Here is a 21,571-nt window from a genome sequence, read left to right as displayed (position 1 = left end):
ACCTGCAAGGAGAAGAATATGAGTAACGCAAAAGTTGTTGATGTTATCATTCGAAAAACGGCAGAAAAAACGAAATTAACCGGTGAAGGGAATCTCTCGGTCTCTATTTCATCGCCGAGCGTGATTGAAATTCAGGGTTCTGCTCAGGACGTGGTGCGTTATGTCCGCCAGGGGAATGACCTCCTCATTTATATGAAAGATGGCAGCGTGATCCGCTGCAATAATTATTTTGTCGAAGACACGGAAACCCATAATCATTCCGAACTGGTATTTAACGATAACCAGGAGTTGACGCATATTTCATTTGCCGATGCCGGGGAAGCATCAGGCGTTGCCGCCACCGAATTAACCGCCCAGGCTGCACCCATTAGCAGCATTGAACCTTTTCTGGAGCAGGGAAGCGTCTTAAGCGATGCGCCGTGGGGCTGGATTGCCGGAGCGGCGTTGGGAGGCGGTGCGATTGGCGCACTGCTGGCTCACGGCGGTGACGGCGAAACCAAAACAAAAGTTATTGATAATACGAAAGAAGTCGAAAGCGCCACGCCAACATTTTTGCTGACGGATAACGCGGGTGACAAGCAGGGGGTGCTGAGTGCAAAAGAGGTCACGGATGATAACACCCCAACCTTCAGCGGTACCGGGCAGCCGGGCGCGACCATTCAGGTTAAAGACAGCAGCGGCAGCACCATCGCCAGCACCATGGTCGCAAAGGACGGCACCTGGACGGTAACACTTCCGACCCAGGCGGAGGGGGAACATACCTGGTCCGTCGTCCAGATCGACGGCAGTAAAACGACCTCTGCGGGCAGTATTACCGTAACCGTTTCTACAGCGGATACCAGCGTGACGCTCGCCACCACGGCGGGCGATAACGTGATCAACGCCAGCGAGCAGGCCGCTGGCTTTACGCTGTCCGGCACCAGCAAAAACCTGGCGCAGGGAACGGCGCTTACCGTCACGCTGAACGGTAAAACCTATTCCGCAGAAGTGGGGGCAAACGGCGCATGGAGCGTGAAGGTGCCTGCTGCTGACGCGCAGGCGCTGGGCGATGGTACCTGGACGGTCAACGTCAGCGGCAAAGACGCGGCGGGCAACACCGTGACCGGCAGCCAGACGATTGGCGTCGATACCGCTGCGCCAGCGATTTCTGTCGACACGATCGCCCAGGACAACATCATCAACGCGGCTGAACATAATCAGCCGCTGACGCTGACCGGAAAAACCGATGCGGAAGCGGGCCAGATTGTGACGGTCACGCTGAACGGCAAAAATCACACGGCGACCGTGGGCAGCGACGGCACCTGGTCCGTTACGCTTTCGGCCAGTGAAGTACAGGCGATGGCTAACGGCGAGCACACCCTGACGGCAAACGTCAGCGACAAAGCGGGTAACGGGGCCTCCACCACCGCCGATTTCACGGTCGATACCGTAGCGCCAGTGGTCACTATCTACACTGTCGCGGGCGACGACATTCTGAACACCAGCGAGCAGGGGCAGGCTCAGATTATTTCCGGCCAGGCGAACGGCGCGGCGGCGGGCGACGTTGTCACCGTGACCGTTGGCGGCAAGACCTTTACCGGTGTCGTCCAGGCGGACGGCAGCTGGAGCGTCGGCGTGCCAGCCTCTGTCATTGGCGCGCTGGGTGAAGGTAGCCACAGCATTTCGGTCTCCGTGACCGATGCGGCGGGCAACACCGGCAGCGCGACGCACGGCATTACGCTCAGCGGCAACCCGCCGGAATTTACCCTTGACCCCATCAGCCAGGATAACGTCCTGAATGCGCTGGAGGCCATGCAGCCTCTGAGCCTGAGCGGGACCAGTAATCTGCCGAACGGCAGCGCTGTCACCGTGACGCTGAACAACGTTAACTACCAGGCCACCGTTGAGAATGGTAGCTGGTCCGTTCAGGTGCCAGTTTCCGACGTGCTGGATCTGGCGAATACCCTTTACACCGTGAGCGTCAGCGGCACCGACAGCGTGGGTAACAGCGGCTCCGCCGAGGCGAATCTGCTGGTCGATACCGCGCTGCCGCAGGTGATCCTCAACACCTTTGCCGGGGATAACCTGGTCAATAACGCCGAAGCGGCGGTTGACCAAACCCTCAGCGGACGCGTCACCGGCGCGGCGGCGGGCGATACCGTCTCTGTCACCGTGGGCGGCAAGAGCTACACCGCGACGGTTGGCAGCGACCTGAAATGGGGCGTGACCATCCCATCGGCCGACCTTCAGGCGTTTGGCGACGGCGAGTTAACCTTCAGCGCCTCTGTCACCAATGCGCACGGCAACACCGGCACCGGCGAACGTGATATCAACATCAACGCCGAACTGCCGGGCCTGCGCGTGAACACGATCTCTGGCGATGACGTGATTAACGCCATTGAACAGCAGCAGGATCTGGCCGTGACCGGCTCCAGCACTCATCTGGCCGAAGGCACACAGATCACCGTCACCATCAATAATGTTGAATACGTCACCACGGTTAACGCCAGCGGCAGCTGGCAGATTGGCGTGCCGTCGGCGGACCTTCAGGCATGGACGGCGGGAGGCATGACCGTCAGCGTCAGTGCGGAAGATGCCTGGGGCAACACCGTGGCGGCTGAACACCCGATCGAGCTTGACCTGAACGCGGTGGCCGTCACCATCGATACCGTAACCACTGACGATAGGCTCAACGCGGCGGAAAAAGGCGCGGATGTCACGCTTTCCGGTCAGACGCAGGGCGTAGAGGCCGGGCAAACCGTGGTGGTGAAATTCGCGGATCAAACCTTTACCGCAAAGGTGCAGCAGGACGGCTCCTGGCGCCTGACCGTTCCGGCGAGCGCGATGGAAACGCTGATCGACGGGCGGGCGCAGGTGAGCGTCAGCGTGACTAACGTCAACGGCAACAGCGCGGACGCCTCACGCGTGGTGATTGTCGATACACAGCCGCCAGCCATTACGCTTGATAACCTGACCGACGACAACATCATTAATGCGGCAGAAGCGCAGCAGGATCTGGTGCTCAGCGGCAGCACAACCGCTGAAGCGGGCCAGACGGTCACCGTGACGCTGAACGGTAAATCTTACCAGACCACGGTCCAGGCGGACGGTCGCTGGCAGTTGAACGTGCCTGCCGCCGACGTTGGCGCGCTGACCGATGGCAATGTCACCGTCACGGCCACCGTCAGTGACGTGGCGGGCAACAGCAGCAGCGCGGACCGCGTTGGGCTGGTGGATGCCACCGTGCCGCAGGTGACCATCAACGATTTCGTCACCGACACCAACACCGTTAACCAGCTGGCCCATTCACAGGCGCAGATCCTGAGCGGCTCCGTCACCGGCGCGGCGGCGGGTGATTTGGTCATCATCACCATCAATAACGTGGACTACACCACCGTGGTGGATGCGGCGGGCAACTGGAGCCTCGGCCTGCCTGCGTCCGTCGTTCAGGGGCTGACGGACGGCACCTGGACCATTAACGTCTCCGTGACCGATCGGTCCGGCAACACCGGCAGCAGTTCAGTGGATGTGGTGGTCAATACAGTCACGCCTGTAATCGGTATTAATACGCTGGCAGCGGATGACGTGATCAATGCGGCAGAGAAGGGCGAAGATCTGCTGCTTTCCGGTACCAGCAACCAGCCGGAAGGAACCACCATCACCGTTAATCTGAACGGTATCAACTATGCAGCCACCACCGACGCCAGTGGCAACTGGAGCGTTACCGTACCCGCCTCTGCGGTGAGCGCGCTGGGTGAAGCCAATTACACCGTGACGGCGAGCGTCACCGATATTGTGGGCAACAGCGCCTCTGCCACGCACGATGTGCTGGTGGACAGCTCGCTGCCGGTTGTTACCCTCAACAACGTCGCGGGCGACAATATCGTTAACGCGGCGGAAGTGGCCGCAGGGCAAACCCTGACCGGGAAAGTATCGAACGCGGCATCGGGCGATACCGTCACCATTATCATCGGCGGGCAGACATACACGGCTACCGTACAGGACGATCTCACCTGGAGCCTGCCGTTAACCCAGAGTCAGTTAACCGCGCTCGGCAACGGCGACCTGACCGTCTCGGCCAGCGTGACGAACGCGCACGGTAATACCGGATCGTCTTCCCTGGATGTCACCATTGACGCCCAGTTGCCCGGCCTGCGCATTGATACCGTCGCCGGTGACGACGTCATTAACGTTATTGAACACGCGCAGAACCTGGTTATCTCCGGCACCAGCACCGACCTGGCGGCGGGTAGCACCGTCACCGTGACCATCAACGGCAAGAGTTATTCCGCCTCGGTACTGGCGGACGGCACCTGGCAGGCTGCGGTTCCGGCCGCGGACGTCTCCCGGTGGGAGGACGGGTCGCTCACCATCAGCGCCAGCGCGCAGGATACCTCCGGCAACCCGGTGAACATCGGTACCGTGGTGGATGTCGATCTCGCCCCGGTGGCGATAAGCATCAACAGCGTGACGGACGACAACGTGCTGAACGCGGCAGAAAAAGGCCAGGATCTGGTGCTGTCCGGCTCCTCCTCGAACGTTGAAGCGGGCCAGACCGTTACCATTATCTTTGCGGGTAAAACCTGGACCACGATGGTCGATGCCAACGGCGACTGGACCTGCACCGTACCGGCTGCCGATCTGAGCGGCCTGAAGGATGGCGACGCCAGCGTACAGGTCAGCGTAACCAACATGAACGGCAACGCGGCCTCTTCCTCGCAGGCATTCAGCGTCGATACCGCCGCGCCAGCGGTCACCATCAACACCATCAGCGGCGACAACATGCTAAATGCGGCAGAGGCGGCGCAGGACCTGACCCTGAGCGGGACGTCTACTGCCGAAGCAGGCCAGACGGTCACCGTGACCTTCAACGGCAATCAGTACACCGCCCAGGTGCAGGCAAACGGCAGCTGGACGCTGGATGTACCGGCGGCGGATCTGGCGGGGATCGCAGACGGTAGCGCGGCGGTCACGGCGACCGTGTCCGATAAAGCGGGCAACCCGGCCAGCGCGGGGGCGTCCGTGCTGGTCGACACTACCGTGCCGCAGATTACCTTCAACATTGTGGCGGGCGACGACATTGTTAATATTGCCGAGCACGGCCAGGCGCTGATTGTCACCGGCAAGGTGACGGGCGCGCAGGCGGGCGATGTGATTACCCTGACCCTGAACGGCAAAGACTACACCGCCATGCTGGACGGTGCCGGTAACTGGAGCGTGGGCGTTCCGGCGGCGGACGTGGGCGCGCTGGCTAACGGCGATCAAACGATCTCCGCCACGCTCACCGATAAAGCGGGCAACAGCACCAGCGCGACGCACGCGTTTGACGTCTCCCTGACCGCGCCGGTGATTGCCATCACTACCCTGGCGGTTGACGACGTGATCAACGCGACCGAGAAAGGTCAGGATCTGCTGGTCTCCGGCACCAGCAACCAGCCGGACGGGACCCGCATCACCGTAACCCTGAACGGTATCAGTTACGCCGCCACCACCGATGCCAGCGGTAACTGGAGCGTCACCGTTCCGGCGGCAAACGTCTCGGCACTGGGCGAAGCGAGCTACAGCGTGACGGCCAGCGTGACCGATACCGCGGGTAATAGCACGAACACCAGCCATAGCGTGCTGGTCGACAGCGCGCTGCCGCAGGTCACCATTAATGCAGTTGCCACCGACGACGTGATTAACGCAGCGGAAGTGGCTTCCGGACAAACCCTGAGCGGGAAAGTGAGCGGCGCGGCGAGCGGTGACACTGTCACGATCGGTATCGGGGGCAACACCTATACCGCGACGGTTCAGGACGATCTGAGCTGGTCGGTTAACGTGGCATCTGACGTCTTAACCGCTATCGGTAACGGCGATCTCACCGTAACAGCGAGCGTGACCAACGGCCACGGCAACACCGGCACCGGCGAGCGCGACATCACGATTGATGCCAGCCTGCCGGGCCTGCGCGTGGATACCGTGGCAGGCGACAATGTGATCAACAGCATCGAGCATACTCAAAACCTGATTATCACCGGCTCCAGCGACGGGCTGGCGAGCGGATCGGCGCTGACGGTCACCGTCAACGGCAAAACCTACGCGGCAACCGTGCTGGCGGACGGCACCTGGACGGCGGCTATTCCGGCGGCTGACGTCGGCGCGCTGAGCGCAGGTACAGTCACCGTGACCGTTGACGGCCAGAGCGCGGCGGGTAATCCGGTTTCCATCAGCCATGACGTGAAGGTGGATCTGGCGGCAGTCGCCATCAGCATTAACCCGATAGCCTCGGACGACGTAATCAACGCGGCTGAGAAAGGCGCGGACCTGGTGCTGTCTGGCTCGACCACCAACGTGGAAGAAAACCAGACCGTTACCATCACCTTCGGCGGCAAGTTGTACACCGCGACGGTGGATGCCAGCGGCAACTGGACGGCGACCGTACCGTCTGCCGATTTAGGTAGCCTGAAAGACGGCGACGCCAGCGTGCAGGTCAGCGTCACCAACGTGAACGGCAACAGCGCCTCGGCGGGCCGCGAGTACAGCGTGGACGCCACCGCGCCGACGGTGTCCATCGAGATCGTCAGCGACAACAACATCATCAACGCGGCCGAAGCGCAGCAGGATCTGGTCGTTAACGGTGTCTCCAACGCCGAAGCGGGCCAGACCGTGACCGTGACGCTGAACGGCGTGGACTACACCACCACCGTACAGGCGAACGGCAGCTGGAGCGTCACCGTACCGTCTGCGGATGTCGGCGCGATTTCCGACGGCGATTACACCATCACGGCAGCCGTCGCGGATAAGGCGGGTAACCCGGCCTCGGCGGACCGCGATGTGCTGGTGGATACCACGGTGCCACAGCTGACCATTAACACCGTTTCCGACGACGACGTGATCAACAGCGCCGAGCATGCGCAGGCGCTGATTGTCACCGGTTCCGTGACCGGTGCGGCGGCGGGCGACGTGGTGACCGTCACCATCAATAACAAAGATTACACCGCGACCCTGGACACTTCCGGCAGGTGGAGCGTGGGCGTGCCTGCGGCGGACGTGAGTGCTCTGGCCGCCGGGGATTACACCATCACCGCGGCGCTGACCGATAAAGCCGGAAACAGCAACAGCACAACGCACGAGGTTGAAGTCAACCTCACCGCGCCGGTGCTGACCATTGACACTGTGTCCGGTGACGATGTGATCAACAACACCGACAAAAACCAGGATCTGACGATCTCCGGTACGGCTTCCGGCCTGGCGACAGGCGCGGTGGTGACCGTGATACTGAACGGCAAAGCGTACAGCGCCACGGTAGCTACCAATGGCCAATGGACCACCACCGTTCCGGCGAACGAGGTGGGGCAACTGGGTGAAGCGCTTTACACCGTGTCGGCCTCCGCGACGGACAGCGTCGGCAACAGCACCAGCACCTCGCACACCGTGAACGTGGAATCCGTTCTGCCGGGCGTGATTATCAACACCGTGGCAGGTGACGACGTCATTAACGCGGCGGAGCTGGCAACCGGCCAGACCATCAGCGGTAAGGTGGTGAATGCCGAAGCAGGCAACACCGTGACCGTGACCATTGGCGGCAACAGCTACACCGCAACGGTGCAGAGCGATCTCACCTGGTCCGTGAGCGTGCCGGAGTCGGTGCTGACCGCACTGGGCAACGGCGATTTAACCGTGTCAGCCAGTGTCACCAACGGCGTGGGCAATAGCGGAACGGGCGAGCGCGAAATCGTGATAGACGCGAATCTGCCGGGCCTGCGCGTGGACACCGTGGCGGGCGATGACGTGATTAACAGCATCGAACACGGGCAGAATCTGATTATCACGGGTTCAAGCGACGGCCTGACGGCGGGTACGGCGCTGACCGTCACCGTAAACGGTAAAACCTATGCGGCTACCGTGCTGGCAGACGGCACCTGGAGTGCGGCGATCCCTTCTGCGGACGTGAGTGCCCTTGCCGCAGGCACGGTCACCGTGACCGTTGAAGGCCAGAGCAGCGCGGGCAATCCGGTGACTATCAACCATGATGTGACGGTGGATCTGGCAAACGTCGCCATCAGCATTGACGCCATCGCTTCCGATGACGTGATCAACGCCGCCGAGAAGGGCGAAGATCTGGTGCTCTCCGGCACCACTGCGAACGTGGAGGAAAATCAAACCGTCACCATCGCCTTCGGCGGCAAGAACTACACCGCCACGGTGGACGCTGAGGGTAAATGGACCGCCACTGTGCCATCTTCGGATCTGACCGGTCTGAAAGAGGGTGATGCCAGCGTGCAGGTAAGCGTCACCAACGTGAACGGCAACAGCGCCTCGGCGGGCCGCGAGTACAGCGTGGATGCTACCGCGCCGTCCGTGACCATCAACACGATTGCCACAGACGATATCCTGAACGCCACGGAAGCGCAGTCTGACCTGGCAATCTCCGGCACCAGCACCGCCGAAGCGGGCCAGACGCTGACCGTATCGCTGAACGGCAAAGATTACACCACAACCGTCAGCGCGAACGGCAGCTGGACGCTGAATGTTCCGGCGGCGGATCTGGCAGGATTAACCGACGGCAGCGTGACGGTCACTGCCTCAGTCAGCGACAAGGCGGGTAACCCGGCGTCGGTGGACCACAACCTGACGGTGGACGTCACCGTTCCGACTGTGACCATCCACACCGTGGCAGGCGACGACGTGATTAACGTGGCTGAACACAAGCAGGCACAGATTATCAGCGGCTCCGCCACCGGCGCGGCGGCGGGCGATAAGGTCACCGTCACGATCGGCGGCCAGACTTACACCACCGTGCTGGACGCGGCGGGTAACTGGAGCGTGGGCGTTCCGGCAAATGTGATTTCAGGCCTCAGCGACGGTACGGTGACCGTCTCTGCGTCTGTCACCGACGCGGCGGGCAACACCGGCAGCGGCACCCATAACGTGACCGTCGATACCGGTCTGCCGTCGGTCAGCTTCAACGCCATCAGTGATGACAACGTCCTGAACGCCGTTGAAAAAGGGCAGGACCTGAGCGTCAGCGGCACCAGCGCCAACCTGGCGGAAGGCACCGTGGTGACCGTAATTCTGAACGGCAAAAACTACACGGCGACAACTGCGGCAGACGGCACCTGGAGCCTGACGGTTCCGGCGGCGGATCTGGCCGGTCTCGGTCAGGCCAGTTACACCCTGAACGCGACCGCCACCAACGGCGTGGGCAACAGCGTGAGCAACACCGCGAACCTGCTGGTGGACACCGCGCTGCCAACCGTCACCATCAACACCGTGGCGGGCGACAACGTGATTAACGCGGCGGAAGTGGCGGCAGGTCAGACCCTGAGCGGCACCGTGGCGAATGCCGAAGCGGGCAACACCGTGACCGTGACTATCGGCGGTCACAGCTACACCGCAACGGTGCAGAACAATCTGTCCTGGTCCGTGAATGTGCCGTCTGACGTGCTGACCGCACTCGGCAACGGCAGCCTGAGCGTGACGGCAACCGTCACCAACGGCCACGGCAACACCGGCACCGGCGAACGCGAGATCGCTATCGACGCTAACCTGCCGGGCCTGCGCGTGAATACCGTGGCGGGTGATGACGTGATCAACACTATTGAGCACGCGCAGAACCTGATTGTTTCAGGCTCCAGCGACGGGCTGGCGCCGGGCACGGCGCTGACGGTTACCGTCAACGGTAAAGATTACGCGGCAACGGTACTGGCAGACGGCACCTGGCGCGCGGCGATCCCGTCCACCGACGTGAGCGCGTGGCCGGAAGGCACCGTGAAAATCAGCGTTACCGGCGACAGCGCGGCGGGTAACCCGATCACCATCAGCCACGATGTGACCGTGGATCTGGCTACCGTTGCCATCAGCATCAATGCGCTTGCCACCGACGACGTGATTAACGCGGCGGAGAAGGGCGCGGATCTGGTGCTGTCCGGTGCGACCACCAACGTGGAAGCCGGGCAGACCGTGACCATCAGTCTGAACGGCAGGATCTACACCACCACCGTGGACGACAGCGGCAACTGGACTTACACCGTGCCGTCAGCGGATCTGGCTGGCCTGAAGGATGGCGACGCCAGCGTGCAGGTGAGCGTCACCAACGTGAACGGCAACAGCGCGTCTGCGGGCCACGAGTACAGCGTGGATGCTACCGCGCCGTCCGTGACCATCAACACGATTGCCACAGACGATATCCTGAACGCCACGGAAGCGCAGTCTGACCTGGCAATCTCCGGCACCAGCACCGCCGAAGCAGGCCAGACGCTGACCGTATCGCTGAACGGCAAAGATTACACCACAACCGTCAGCGCGAACGGCAGCTGGACGCTGAACGTTCCGGCGGCGGATCTGGCAGGATTAACCGACGGCAGCGTGACGGTCACTGCCTCAGTCAGCGACAAGGCGGGTAACCCGGCATCGGTTGATCACACTCTGACGGTGGATGTGACCGTTCCTGGGGTGACCATCCACACCGTTGCAGGTGACGATGTGATTAACGCGGCTGAACACAATCAGGCGCAGATCGTCAGCGGCTCCGCCACCGGCGCGGCAGCGGGCGATAAGGTCACCGTCACGATTGGCGGCCAGACTTATACCACCGTGCTGGACGCGGCGGGTAACTGGAGCGTGGGCGTTCCGGCCAGCGTCATTTCAGTCCTCAGCGACGGCACCGTGACCGTCACTGCGTCTGTCACCGACGCGGCGGGCAACACCGGCAGCGGCACGCATAATGTGACCGTCGATACCGGTCTGCCGTCGGTCAGCTTCAACGCCATCAGCGATGACAACGTACTGAACGCGGTAGAAAAAGGGCAGGACCTGAGCGTCAGCGGCACCAGCGCCAACCTGGCGGAAGGCACCGTGGTGACCGTAATTCTGAACGGTAAAAACTACACGGCGACAACTGCGGCAGACGGCACCTGGAGCCTGACCGTTCCGGCGGCGGATCTGGCGAGCCTGGGCGAAGCCAACTACACCCTGAGCGCGACCGCCACCAACGGCGTGGGCAACAGCGTGAGCAATACCGCGAACCTGCTTGTCGACACCGCGCTGCCAACCGTCACCATCAACACAGTGGCGGGCGACAACGTGATTAACGCGGCGGAAGTGGCTGCGGGGCAGACCCTCAGCGGCACGGTAACGAACGCTGAGGCGGGCAACACCGTGACGGTGACCATCGGCGGCAACAGCTACACCGCGACGGTGCAGAGCGATCTGACCTGGTCCGTGAACGTGCCTGAGTCGGTTCTGACGGCGCTGGGCAACGGCGATTTAACGGTGTCAGCGACCGTCACTAATGACCATGGCAATTCGGGAACGGGCGAGCGCGATATCACTATCGACGCCAGCCTGCCGGGGCTGCGCGTGGATACCGTGGCGGGCGATGACGTGATCAACAGCATTGAGCATGGTCAGAATCTTATCGTCACTGGCTCAAGCGATGGGCTGGCGGCGGGCACTACGCTCACCGTGACCCTGAATGGCAAGACCTATGCCGCGTCGGTACTGGCAGACGGCTCCTAGACCGCGGCGATCCCGGCGGCAGACGTGGGCGCTCTGGCCGCAGGCACGATGACCGTCACCGTAGCGGGCCAGAGCGCGGCGGGCAATCCGGTCTCCATCAGCCACGACGTCACCGTCGATCTGGCAGCCGTGGCAATCAGCATCGATGCCATCGCCACCGACGACGTGATTAATGCGGCGGAGAAAGGCGCGGATCTGGTGCTTTCCGGCAGCACATCCAATGTGGAAGAGAACCAGATCGTTACCATCACCTTTGGCGGCAAGTCTTACACCGCCAAAGTCGATGCCGACGGCAACTGGACGGCGAACGTGCCTTCCTCGGATCTTGCGGGTCTGAAAGACGGCGACGCCAGCGTGCAGGTGAGCATCACCAACGCGCACGGCAACAGCGCTTCGGCGGGCCGCGAATACAGTGTAGATGCCACCGCGCCAACCGTGACGATTGACACGGTCGCAGGCGACAACGTGATCAACGGCAGCGAAGCGGCTGCGGGCGTGGCCATTTCCGGCACCACCACGGCGGAAGTCGGTCAGACGGTAACCGTAACCTTCGGCGGGAACAGCTACACCGCGCAGGTTCAGCAGGGCGGCGTCTGGAGCGTTAACGTGCCGGGCACAGACCTGTCCGCCCTGGCGGATAACGGCTACACCGTGCAGGTGAGCGTGAGTGACGCCGCGGGTAACCCGGGCAGCGCGGGTAAAGCGATTACGCTTGATACCACGCCGCCGACCGTCAGCTTTAACGTCGTAGCGGGTGATGACGTCATCAACAGCGTGGAGCACGGGCAGGCGCAGATCGTCAGCGGCACCGCAACCGGCGCCAGCGTCGGCGATAAGCTGATTATCACCATCGGTTCGAATCAGTACACCACCACCGTTGACGCCAGCGGTTACTGGAGCGTGGGCGTTCCGGCCAGCGTGATTTCCGCACTGGCCGACGGCACCGTAACCCTCAGCGCGACTATCACCGACAGCGCAGGCAACAGCAGCACTCAGACCCATGACGTGGTGGTAAATACCGCATCGGTCGCGCTGACCGTCAACACCCTCAGCGGTGATGACGTGATCAATGCGGCAGAAGCGGGCGCGTCGCTGGTTATCAACGGTTCCAGTGCGCAGTTCGCCAGCGGTACGCAGGTCACTATCACCCTGAATGGTAAGAGCTATACGGCCACCATTCAGAGCGACGGCGCCTGGCAGACCACCGTTCCGGCCGCCGACGTGGGCGCTCTGGCCGACGGCGCGAGCTACCAGGTTTCTGCTTCGGCGCAGGACAGCGCCGGGAACAGCGCCTCGGCGACGCATACCATCAGCGTGGACACCACCGCGCCGGTGATTAGCGTGAACACGTTGTCGGGCGACGACGTGCTGAATGCGGCGGAAGCTCAGCAGCCGCTCACCGTACACGGCTCTTCCAGCGCGGAAGCAGGCCAGACGGTGACCGTCACGCTGGGCGGAAAAACCTACACTGCGCTTGTCGGCAGCGATGGCACCTGGACGCTGGACGTTCCGGCGGCAGACCGGGCCGCACTGAGCCTGGGTGCGCTGACGGTGACCGCCGTGGTCAACGATAAAGCCGGTAACAGCGGCCAGACGACCCATACCTTAACGGTCGATACCGTCGCACCAGCCGTCACCATCAGCACCGTGGCCGATGACGATATCGTCAACAACGCCGAGCAGCTGGCGGGGCAGACTATTAGCGGGACCACCACCGCGGAGCAGGGCCAGACGGTGACCGTCTCCTTCAACGGGCACAGCTATCAGGCGACCGTTGGATCAGACGGTTCGTGGTCGGTCTTCGTGCCGGGCCGCGACTTCCTCGGCCTGAGCGATGGGGATTACACCATTACGGCTACGGTGAGCGATAAGGCGGGTAACCCGGGCAGCGCAACACACGACGTGACGCTGAACGGCGACGTGCCGACCATCGTCATTAACACCTTTGCCCAGGACGATATCGTCAACGCCGCCGAGCACGGCACGCCGCTAATTGTCAGCGGCACCACCGACGCGCCTGCGGGCCAGACGGTGACCATTACGCTTAACGGTAAAACCTACACGGCTACCGTTCAAAATGACGGCACCTGGAGCTATACGGTCGGCAGCGCAGACGTGACCGCGCTGGCGGACGGCGGTTCGTACGTGATCAATGCGCAGGTGAGCAACGCCATCGGCAACAGCGCCAGCGATAACCACAGCGTCACCGTGGATCTCACCGCACCGTCAATGGGGATCAGCATTGATTCCCTGCAAAACGATACCGGCCTGAGCGCGAGTGACTTCATCACCAACGATAAGCAGGTGGTGGTGAACGGTTCGCTATCGGCGCAGCTCGGCAATAACGAGAAGGCGCAGATCAGCCTGGACGGTGGTTCAACCTGGATTGACCTGACCGTGACCGGCACCACCTGGCGCTACACCGATGGGCGTACCCTGACGGACGGGACGTACCCGTACCAGGTGCGCGTCATTGATAACGCGGGGAACGTTGGGGCAACGGACAGCCAGGACGTGGTAATCGATCTGACGAAGCCTGCGGCGACGAGCATTACCGTGGATACCGTCTCGCAGGATACCGGCCTGTCCGACAGCGACTTCATTACCAGCGACAACCAGATTAGCCTGAAAGGGACGCTCGGCGCGGCCCTGGGCAGCGGCGACCACGCGCAGATCAGCCTGGACGGTGGCGCGACCTGGACTGACGTGAGCGTCAGCGGTCTGAGCTGGACCTACGTTGATGGCCGCACGCTGGCCGACGGAGACTACAACTACCAGCTGCGGGTGATTGACGACGCGGGGAATATCAGCGCCACCACCAGCCAGGTGGTGACCATTGATACCGTCGCGCCGGACGCCAGCAAAACGATCGCTATCGACAGCATAAGCGACGATACCGGCCTGAGCAGCAGCGACTTTATCACCAATGATACCTCCCTGACGCTGCATGGCTCGCTCGGCGCAACGCTGGCCGACGGCGAATATGCCCAGATTAGCATCGACGGCGGTGTCACATGGCAGAACGTTAACGTTACCGGCAACAGCTGGTACTACGTGGACGGCCGCACGCTGGGTAACGGCACCTATGACTACTATGTGCGGGTAATAGACATCGCGGGTAACATTGGTGGGTCGGCATATCAGAAGGTGACCGTGGACCTGGTGGCGCCTGATAGTGCGATTACCGTCAGCATTGACAGTATTTCAACCGATACGGGCTATAGCGACAGCGACTTCCTGACTAATGATACGTCACTGACTATTAATGGTTCGATTGGTGCGCCGCTTTCCAGCGGTGAATATGTGCAGATCAGCGTCGATAACGGTTTGACCTGGCAGTATGTCACGATGAATGGCAACCGCTGGAGCTTCATCGATATCCGCGATTTGCCTGAAGGGGAACATACCTATCAAGTTCGGGTTGTAGATTTAGCGGGGAATACAGGCGCAACGGCTGAGCAGGTGGTTACCGTCGATCTGACGCCGTCTAACACCGCAGCGACAATTATTAGCTATACGGATGAGGTAGGCTCATCACGCGGTGAGTTTAGTGCTGGCACGACAACAGACGATCGTTTGCCTGTGCTAAACGGCACGTTGTCTTCCTCGCTTTTGACCGGCGAGCTGGTGCGTGTGTATCGCGCCGACGGCACCTTGCTTGGCGAGGCTGACGTAAACGGTACTTCCTGGTCCTTCGCCTTGACGGATCCGCTGGTAGATGGAGAAAAAGGGGAATTTTATGCGGTCGTTGTCGATGCCGCTGGAAATGAAACCACACCTTCACCTGTGTTTGATTTCACCGTTGATTTGCAAATGTATGTAGAGGTGCAGGATACCCTGGATACCACGCCGATTATCACCGGCCGCGTTGACTTCGAGATCCTCGATGGTGAATACGTTGAAGTGACGGTCAACAATGTGGTTTACAGTTCTCGCAATGGCGTTGTCGTTGTTGATCCTAAGAACAGTACCTGGTACGTGCAGATCCCTGACGCAGACGCCCTGGCGCTAGGCACATATGATGTCAAGGCTGCACTTTACAAAGCTGACGGCACGCAGATCACGCCGGATGACTCCACGAACGAGCTGACGGTATCACCGACGCCGGAAATAAGTTTTACCTCGACCGCAGCCTCTTCGCAGGATACGGGCACGGCACTGACTCTGGCTGAAGATGGCTCATGGAGGATCCTCAGCAATTCTACGGTCTTTACCCAGAACGCAACCAGTTCGACGACGTTAGGTTCATTCAGCTCCGTCGCAATCAGTGGTCCGGACAGACAGCAGCAATCAACATTTGTCGACTTTGACCGTGATGGCCTGATGGATATCCTCGGTGCAGATACCAGTTATGCAAATGGCCAGCAGTCTTTCAAATACAATGCGGACGGCACCTACACCACCTTCCAGGTGGGTTCTAATGGCGTTGCGGGACAGACAAATGATGTCAATGGCAACACATGGAGTTGGTACGGCGGCGTAATGGGCATTGATATTGATGGGGATGGATTTGTCGACATGGTATACGGCGATGGATCTCCAAACGATTCCAACGCACCGGGTGGCTATGATACGCAAATCGTAATGAACACGGACGGCACTATTATCGGCTTTGACAAAAGTGGTGCTTATGTTGAAACCGCTACAACCCAGGATGGGGTGGCATCGACCAACAATAACAATGCGCAAATGAGCCGCGATCTCTCTGGCGTGGATCTCAACAATGATGGCTATGTCGACATTGTGTATCACGGGACGGTAGGCACCAACTATACCTCAGGCGGAGGCTCCAGCAGTGCGAATACCCGACTGGTGGTCGCGACCAATGGCGTGGATGCAAACGGTAATTATACGCTGACCAATACCCAGATTGTGACGGGGGTTTTCTATGGAAATCAGGGGACGACGAGTAATTATTACACCACTATGACCTGGGCCGACCTTAACGGCGATGGCTATATGGATCTCTTTGTGGGAGGGCTAACCGGTCAGGGTAACGCCACCAGTGCCGTTTTCTACAACGATGGTGCCGGGAATTTAACCGCGGCGGCTAACGGTGTGGGAACCGGGTCGAATGTTCAGACCTTTGGCGACAGCGTAAACAGCATGACCTCGCTGGCGGTGGACTGGAACGGTGATGGCAAGATGGATCTGATCGAGATTGCGGGCGCAGCGGGCAGCACAGTTGCCACTAACGCCAACAATATCGGCATGCTCTGGCTCAACAATGGTGTGAACGCCGGTACAGGGCAGGTTAACTGGTCATCGCAAACGCTGTTAACGGGCGCAAATCAGGGCAGCACTAACGTCACCACGGGAGCACTAGCGCTCGACCTTGATTATGATGGCGATCGCGATTTAGTCGTGTTCCGCGCGGCGGGTGGCAAGACGGAGTACATCGAAAATACCAGTACCATCAACGATGGAACCAGCATCATTCTGCGTATTTCTGACGCCAACGGTATTAACGCCTTCTATGGTAATACGGTACTGCTGGTAGACGAGAGTACCGGTAAAGTTGTTAGTTCACAGGTCCTTAACCCGCAGGGCGGCGTGAACATGAACGATTCGACAGGGCTGGTGTATTTCTATGGTCTTGATGCGAGCAAGTCTTACAGCGCTGTACTGCTTTCTAATGCTAATGACTTTGGCGGTGTTTCGTCCGTCAGTTTCGACTCTTCCGGGACAACGAATACCATCGAGAACGTCAACGCTTCCTGGGCGGGACTCAAAGCGGTAGAGAAGAACCATGCCTATGTATTGACCGCAGAAAATGGGGATGCAGTCGTTGATAGCGCCCAGGCCGCAACGGATGGAAGCAATTCAGTAGGTATTGTAGGAACAGGTTACAACGACACGCTATACGCAACGGCCGGTACGCATATTTATAACGGTGGCGGCGGTAGCCGCGTGGTATCCGATGTGAACGTCTGGACCGCCGAAGGGGGAATGGATATTGTCGATTACAAGCTCGCTGGTTCGACAGCGCTGAATATCGATCTCAGTAAGACCGGTATGCAAGATACAGGTTTTGGTTCTGCACGGTTTGTCAACATTGAAGGGCTGGCTGGTGGAAATGGTGACGATGTCTTTACAGGCAATACCGCGGATAACTTCTTTGAAGGCCGCGGCGGTAACGACACCTTCAACATCGGCAGCGGCGGTCAGGACACGCTGCTCTATAAGCTGATCAACGCGTCTGACGCGACGGGCGGCAACGGTAGCGATGTGGTGAACGGCTTTACCGTCGGTACCTGGGAAGGGACGGCAGACACGGACCGCATCGATCTGCGCGACCTGCTTTCCGACAGCGGCTATACCGGCACCGGCTCGGCGAGCTACGTGAACGGCGTGGCGACGCTGGACAGTAGCGCGGGCAACATTGCTGACTACATCCGCGTGGTGCAGAACGGCAGCAACACCGAGATCCAGGTTGACCTCGACGGGACGGGCGGCCAGTTCTCGCCAACCACCCTGGTGACGCTGAACGGCGTGCAGACGGATCTGGCGACGCTGCTGGCAAATCATCAACTGTTAATTGCGTAAAACAACGCCGCGGGGAGCGATCCTCGCGGCTTTTTGCGTTTCTTTACATTAATAGCCATAACCCTCTATTTCACAAGATTATTTTGCGGGCTCGTTTAGGCAACGTTCGATTTCTAATCATCTCGCAAATGTATCATTTCAGTGCGAAATCATCGCCCTGAACAGGACGTAGCATTATGAAGACACATCCACAGTACGAACCCTGGTTGCAGGGCATGCTCATCATCGCGAAATATTATCGGCTGGATTTTTCGGCGGAGCATGTTCGGGTCACGATTAAACATGAAAGCCAGTCTTCGCGCCAGCTGGTGCTGGAGGAGATGGCGCGCCAGCTTGGGCTGGGGATGCGTTGGGTAGCGGCGGAAGCCGTATCGCTCGACCCGTGGCGCTTACCGCTGCTGGCGGAGTTCACCGGCGGGCAAATCGCGGTCATCAACCGTATGGACAACGAAGGGAACATCAGCGTGCAGTTCAGCGGCGACGGCGGCCTGGAGACGACGCTGACGCGTGACGAACTCGGTTCGCGGTTAAAAGGGCTGATGGTGCTGCGTCCCCTGGAGTCCACGCCGGATGCGCGCGTGGATGATTACATCAAACCCTATGAGAAAAACTGGTTCTGGCAGTTGGCGCTGAAAGACTGGCGTCGCTACAGCGACATTATGCTGGTGGCGCTGGTCGCCAACGTGCTGGCGCTCTCCGGCATGGTCTTTTCCATGCAGGTGTATGACAGGGTGGTGCCGTCCCAGTCGGAGGCCACGCTGTGGGTGCTGTTTGGGGGCGTGATGATCGCTATCGTGTTTGAATTCATCATGCGCATGCTGCGGGTGCATATTTCGGATGTGGTAGGGAAACGCGCCGACCTGCGTATTTCCGAGCGCGTGTTTGCCCACGCCCTGCGGATTAAAAACGGCGCACGGTCGAAATCGACCGGGTCGTTTATCGCCCAGATCCGCGAGCTGGAGTCGGTGCGGGAGCTGATCACCTCCACCACCATTGCAGCCATCTCCGATCTGCCGTTCTTCCTGCTGTTCGTCTTCATTCTGTGGATGATTGGCGGCCCGCTGGTGCTGGTGGTGCTGCTGGCCGTGCCGCTGCTGCTCATTCCCGGCCTGCTGGTGCAGCGCCCGCTGGGAAAACTCTCCAGCGAAGGGATGCGTGAATCGGCGATTCGTAACGCCACGCTGGTGGAAGCGGTGCAGGGGCTTGAGGACATCAAGCTGATGCGCGCCGAGCAGCGGTTCCAGAACCAGTGGAATAACACCAATGACGTTGCCGCCAGCGTCGGCATGAAACAGCGCTGGCTGACGGGGCTGCTGCTGACCTGGACCCAGGAGGTGCAATCTATCGTCTACGCCGTGGTGCTGCTGGTGGGCTGTTACCTGGTCATCAGCGGCGACATGACCACCGGTGCGCTGGTGGGCACCTCGATTCTGGCGTCCCGCACCATTGCGCCGCTGTCGCAGATTTCCGGCGTGCTCTCCCGCTGGCAGTCAGCAAAGGTGGCCCGCAAGGGACTGGATGACCTGATGCAGCGTCCGATTGACGATCCCCAGCACGGCAAAAAAGTGCATAAAGCCCACCTGCGCGGTGATTATCAGCTGGACGACGTCGGGTTTTATTACGACGAAGAAGAGAAGCTCACCGTGCTGAACGTCAGCAAACTGCGCATTCGCGCCGGGGAGCGCGTGGCGGTGCTCGGGCGGAATGGCTCGGGGAAAAGCACTTTGCTGCACCTGCTGGCGGGAATGCAGGAGCCACAGCAGGGCAGCATTTTGCTGGACGATATTGCTCTCAATCATCTTGACCCGGCTGACGTACGCCGCGATATGCAGCTGCTCAGTCAGCAGGCGAGGCTGTTCTTCGGCTCCGTACGCGACAACATCCTGATGGGTAATCCGCTGGCGACAGACGAGGAAATCCATCAGGCGCTGGTCAATAGCGGCGCGCTGGAGTTTGTGCGCAAGCAGAAAATGGGGCTGAACACCATCATCAACGAGGGCGGAATGGGGCTTTCCGGCGGGCAACGTCAGGCGCTGCTGCTGGCCCGCGCGCTGATCACCTCGCCGAATATTCTGCTGCTGGATGAACCCACCGCCTGGCTGGATGAGGTCAGCGAGAAGCAGTTTATCCAGCATCTGCACCAGTGGCTCGGTAAGCGCCGGACGCTGGTGGTGGCGACGCATCGTCTGCCGATTCTGGACCTGGTTGACCGCATCATCGTGCTGGAAAACGGCAAAGTGGTGATGGATGGCCCTCGTGATGCCATTTTACGCCAGCACGGGATGGCCCCGCAGCAGGCGCCGCAGCGCACGGTTAAACTGAAAACGGAGGGCGTGGCATGAATGATTTCTCCCGCTTTAATAGCCGACTGAAGGAGCCCCGCCTGCCGCGATCGTCGCTGGTGGCATGGTCGCTGTTTGCCCTGCTGGTGGTGTTTATTACCTGGGCCAGCCTGTTCCAGCTGGATGAGGTCACTACGGGCAGTGGCAAGGTGATCCCGTCCTCCCACGAGCAGGTGATCCAGTCCCTGGAAGGGGGGATTATCCACAGTCTGATGGTGCGCGAAGGCGATATCGTCGAGCGTGGTCAACAGCTTGCCCAACTGGACCGGACGAAAACCGAGTCCAGCGTGCTTGAGAGCGAGTCTCGATTAAATGCTGCGATGGCGACAGCCGCGCGTCTGAATGCTGAAGTGAACGACACCGGGCTGACATTCCCGGCAGAGCTGGATGACGACGTTGAGCTGGTTAAACAGGAAACGGCGCTTTACCAGTCTCGTCGCGAAAGCCTTGAAAAAGGGCTGGCGGGTTTACGCCAGGGAGCGGATCTCGTGCAGCGTGAACTGGCATTAACGCGCCCGCTGGTGACGCAGGGGGCGGCCAGTAAGGTCGAAGTCTTACGCCTTGAACGCCAAAAAAATGAGCTGGAGAGCAAAATCACCGAGATGAAAAACCAGTACTACGTTCGCGCCCGCGAAGAACTGGCGAAAGCGAACGCGGAAATCGAAGCGCAGCGTTCGGTGATGAAAGGGCGCGAAGACTCACTCACCCGCTTAACGTTTAATGCGCCGGTACGTGGCATCGTGAAAGACATTGACGTGACGACGGTTGGCGGGGTGATCCCGCCGAACGGCAAACTGATGAGCCTGGTACCGCTTGATGACCAGATGGTGATAGAAGCAAAAATCTCGCCGCGCGATGTCGCGTTTATCCATCCCGGGCAAAAAGCGCTGGTGAAAATCACCGCTTATGACTACTCCATTTACGGCGGGCTGGAGGGGGAGGTGACGATGATTTCACCGGATACCCTTCAGGACGAGGTGAAACGGGATGTTTATTATTATCGCGTTTATATCCGTACAGACAGTAACCATCTGACTAACCGGCAGGGCAAGGAATTCCCGGTGTTTCCGGGCATGATAGCTACGGTTGATATCAAAACCGGCAGTAAATCCGTCATTGATTATCTGCTGAAACCGTTAAATAAGGCAAAAGAGGCGCTGCGCGAGCGATAAAAAAGGCGTTCAGCAAGCCGAACGCCCGTC

At 60.2% G+C, this 21,571-nt stretch carries 2 protein-coding genes and 1 pseudogene; all 3 read left to right on the top strand.

What is annotated here, in order from left to right; genetic code table 11:
* Positions 1 to 18: 18 nt before the first annotated feature.
* Positions 19 to 18,027: pseudogene (locus C3451_RS00730) on the top strand (Ig-like domain-containing protein).
* A gap of 176 nt (positions 18,028 to 18,203) precedes the next feature.
* Complete coding sequence (locus C3451_RS00725) at positions 18,204 to 20,369, top strand: type I secretion system permease/ATPase (RefSeq protein ID WP_045622794.1); 2,166 nt, start codon at positions 18,204 to 18,206, stop codon at positions 20,367 to 20,369.
* Complete coding sequence (locus C3451_RS00720) at positions 20,366 to 21,541, top strand: HlyD family type I secretion periplasmic adaptor subunit (protein ID WP_022648066.1); 1,176 nt, start codon at positions 20,366 to 20,368, stop codon at positions 21,539 to 21,541. The genes C3451_RS00725 and C3451_RS00720 overlap by 4 nt, the downstream gene beginning before the upstream one ends.
* Positions 21,542 to 21,571: the final 30 nt, after the last annotated feature.

Origin of the sequence: Enterobacter sp. 301B (genome assembly GCF_003850715.1) — a bacterium.
GTDB classification, from domain to species: Bacteria; Pseudomonadota; Gammaproteobacteria; order Enterobacterales; family Enterobacteriaceae; genus Enterobacter; species Enterobacter intestinihominis.
Note: the sequence above shows the minus strand (reverse complement) of the source record. Positions and strands in the feature narration are given on the sequence as shown.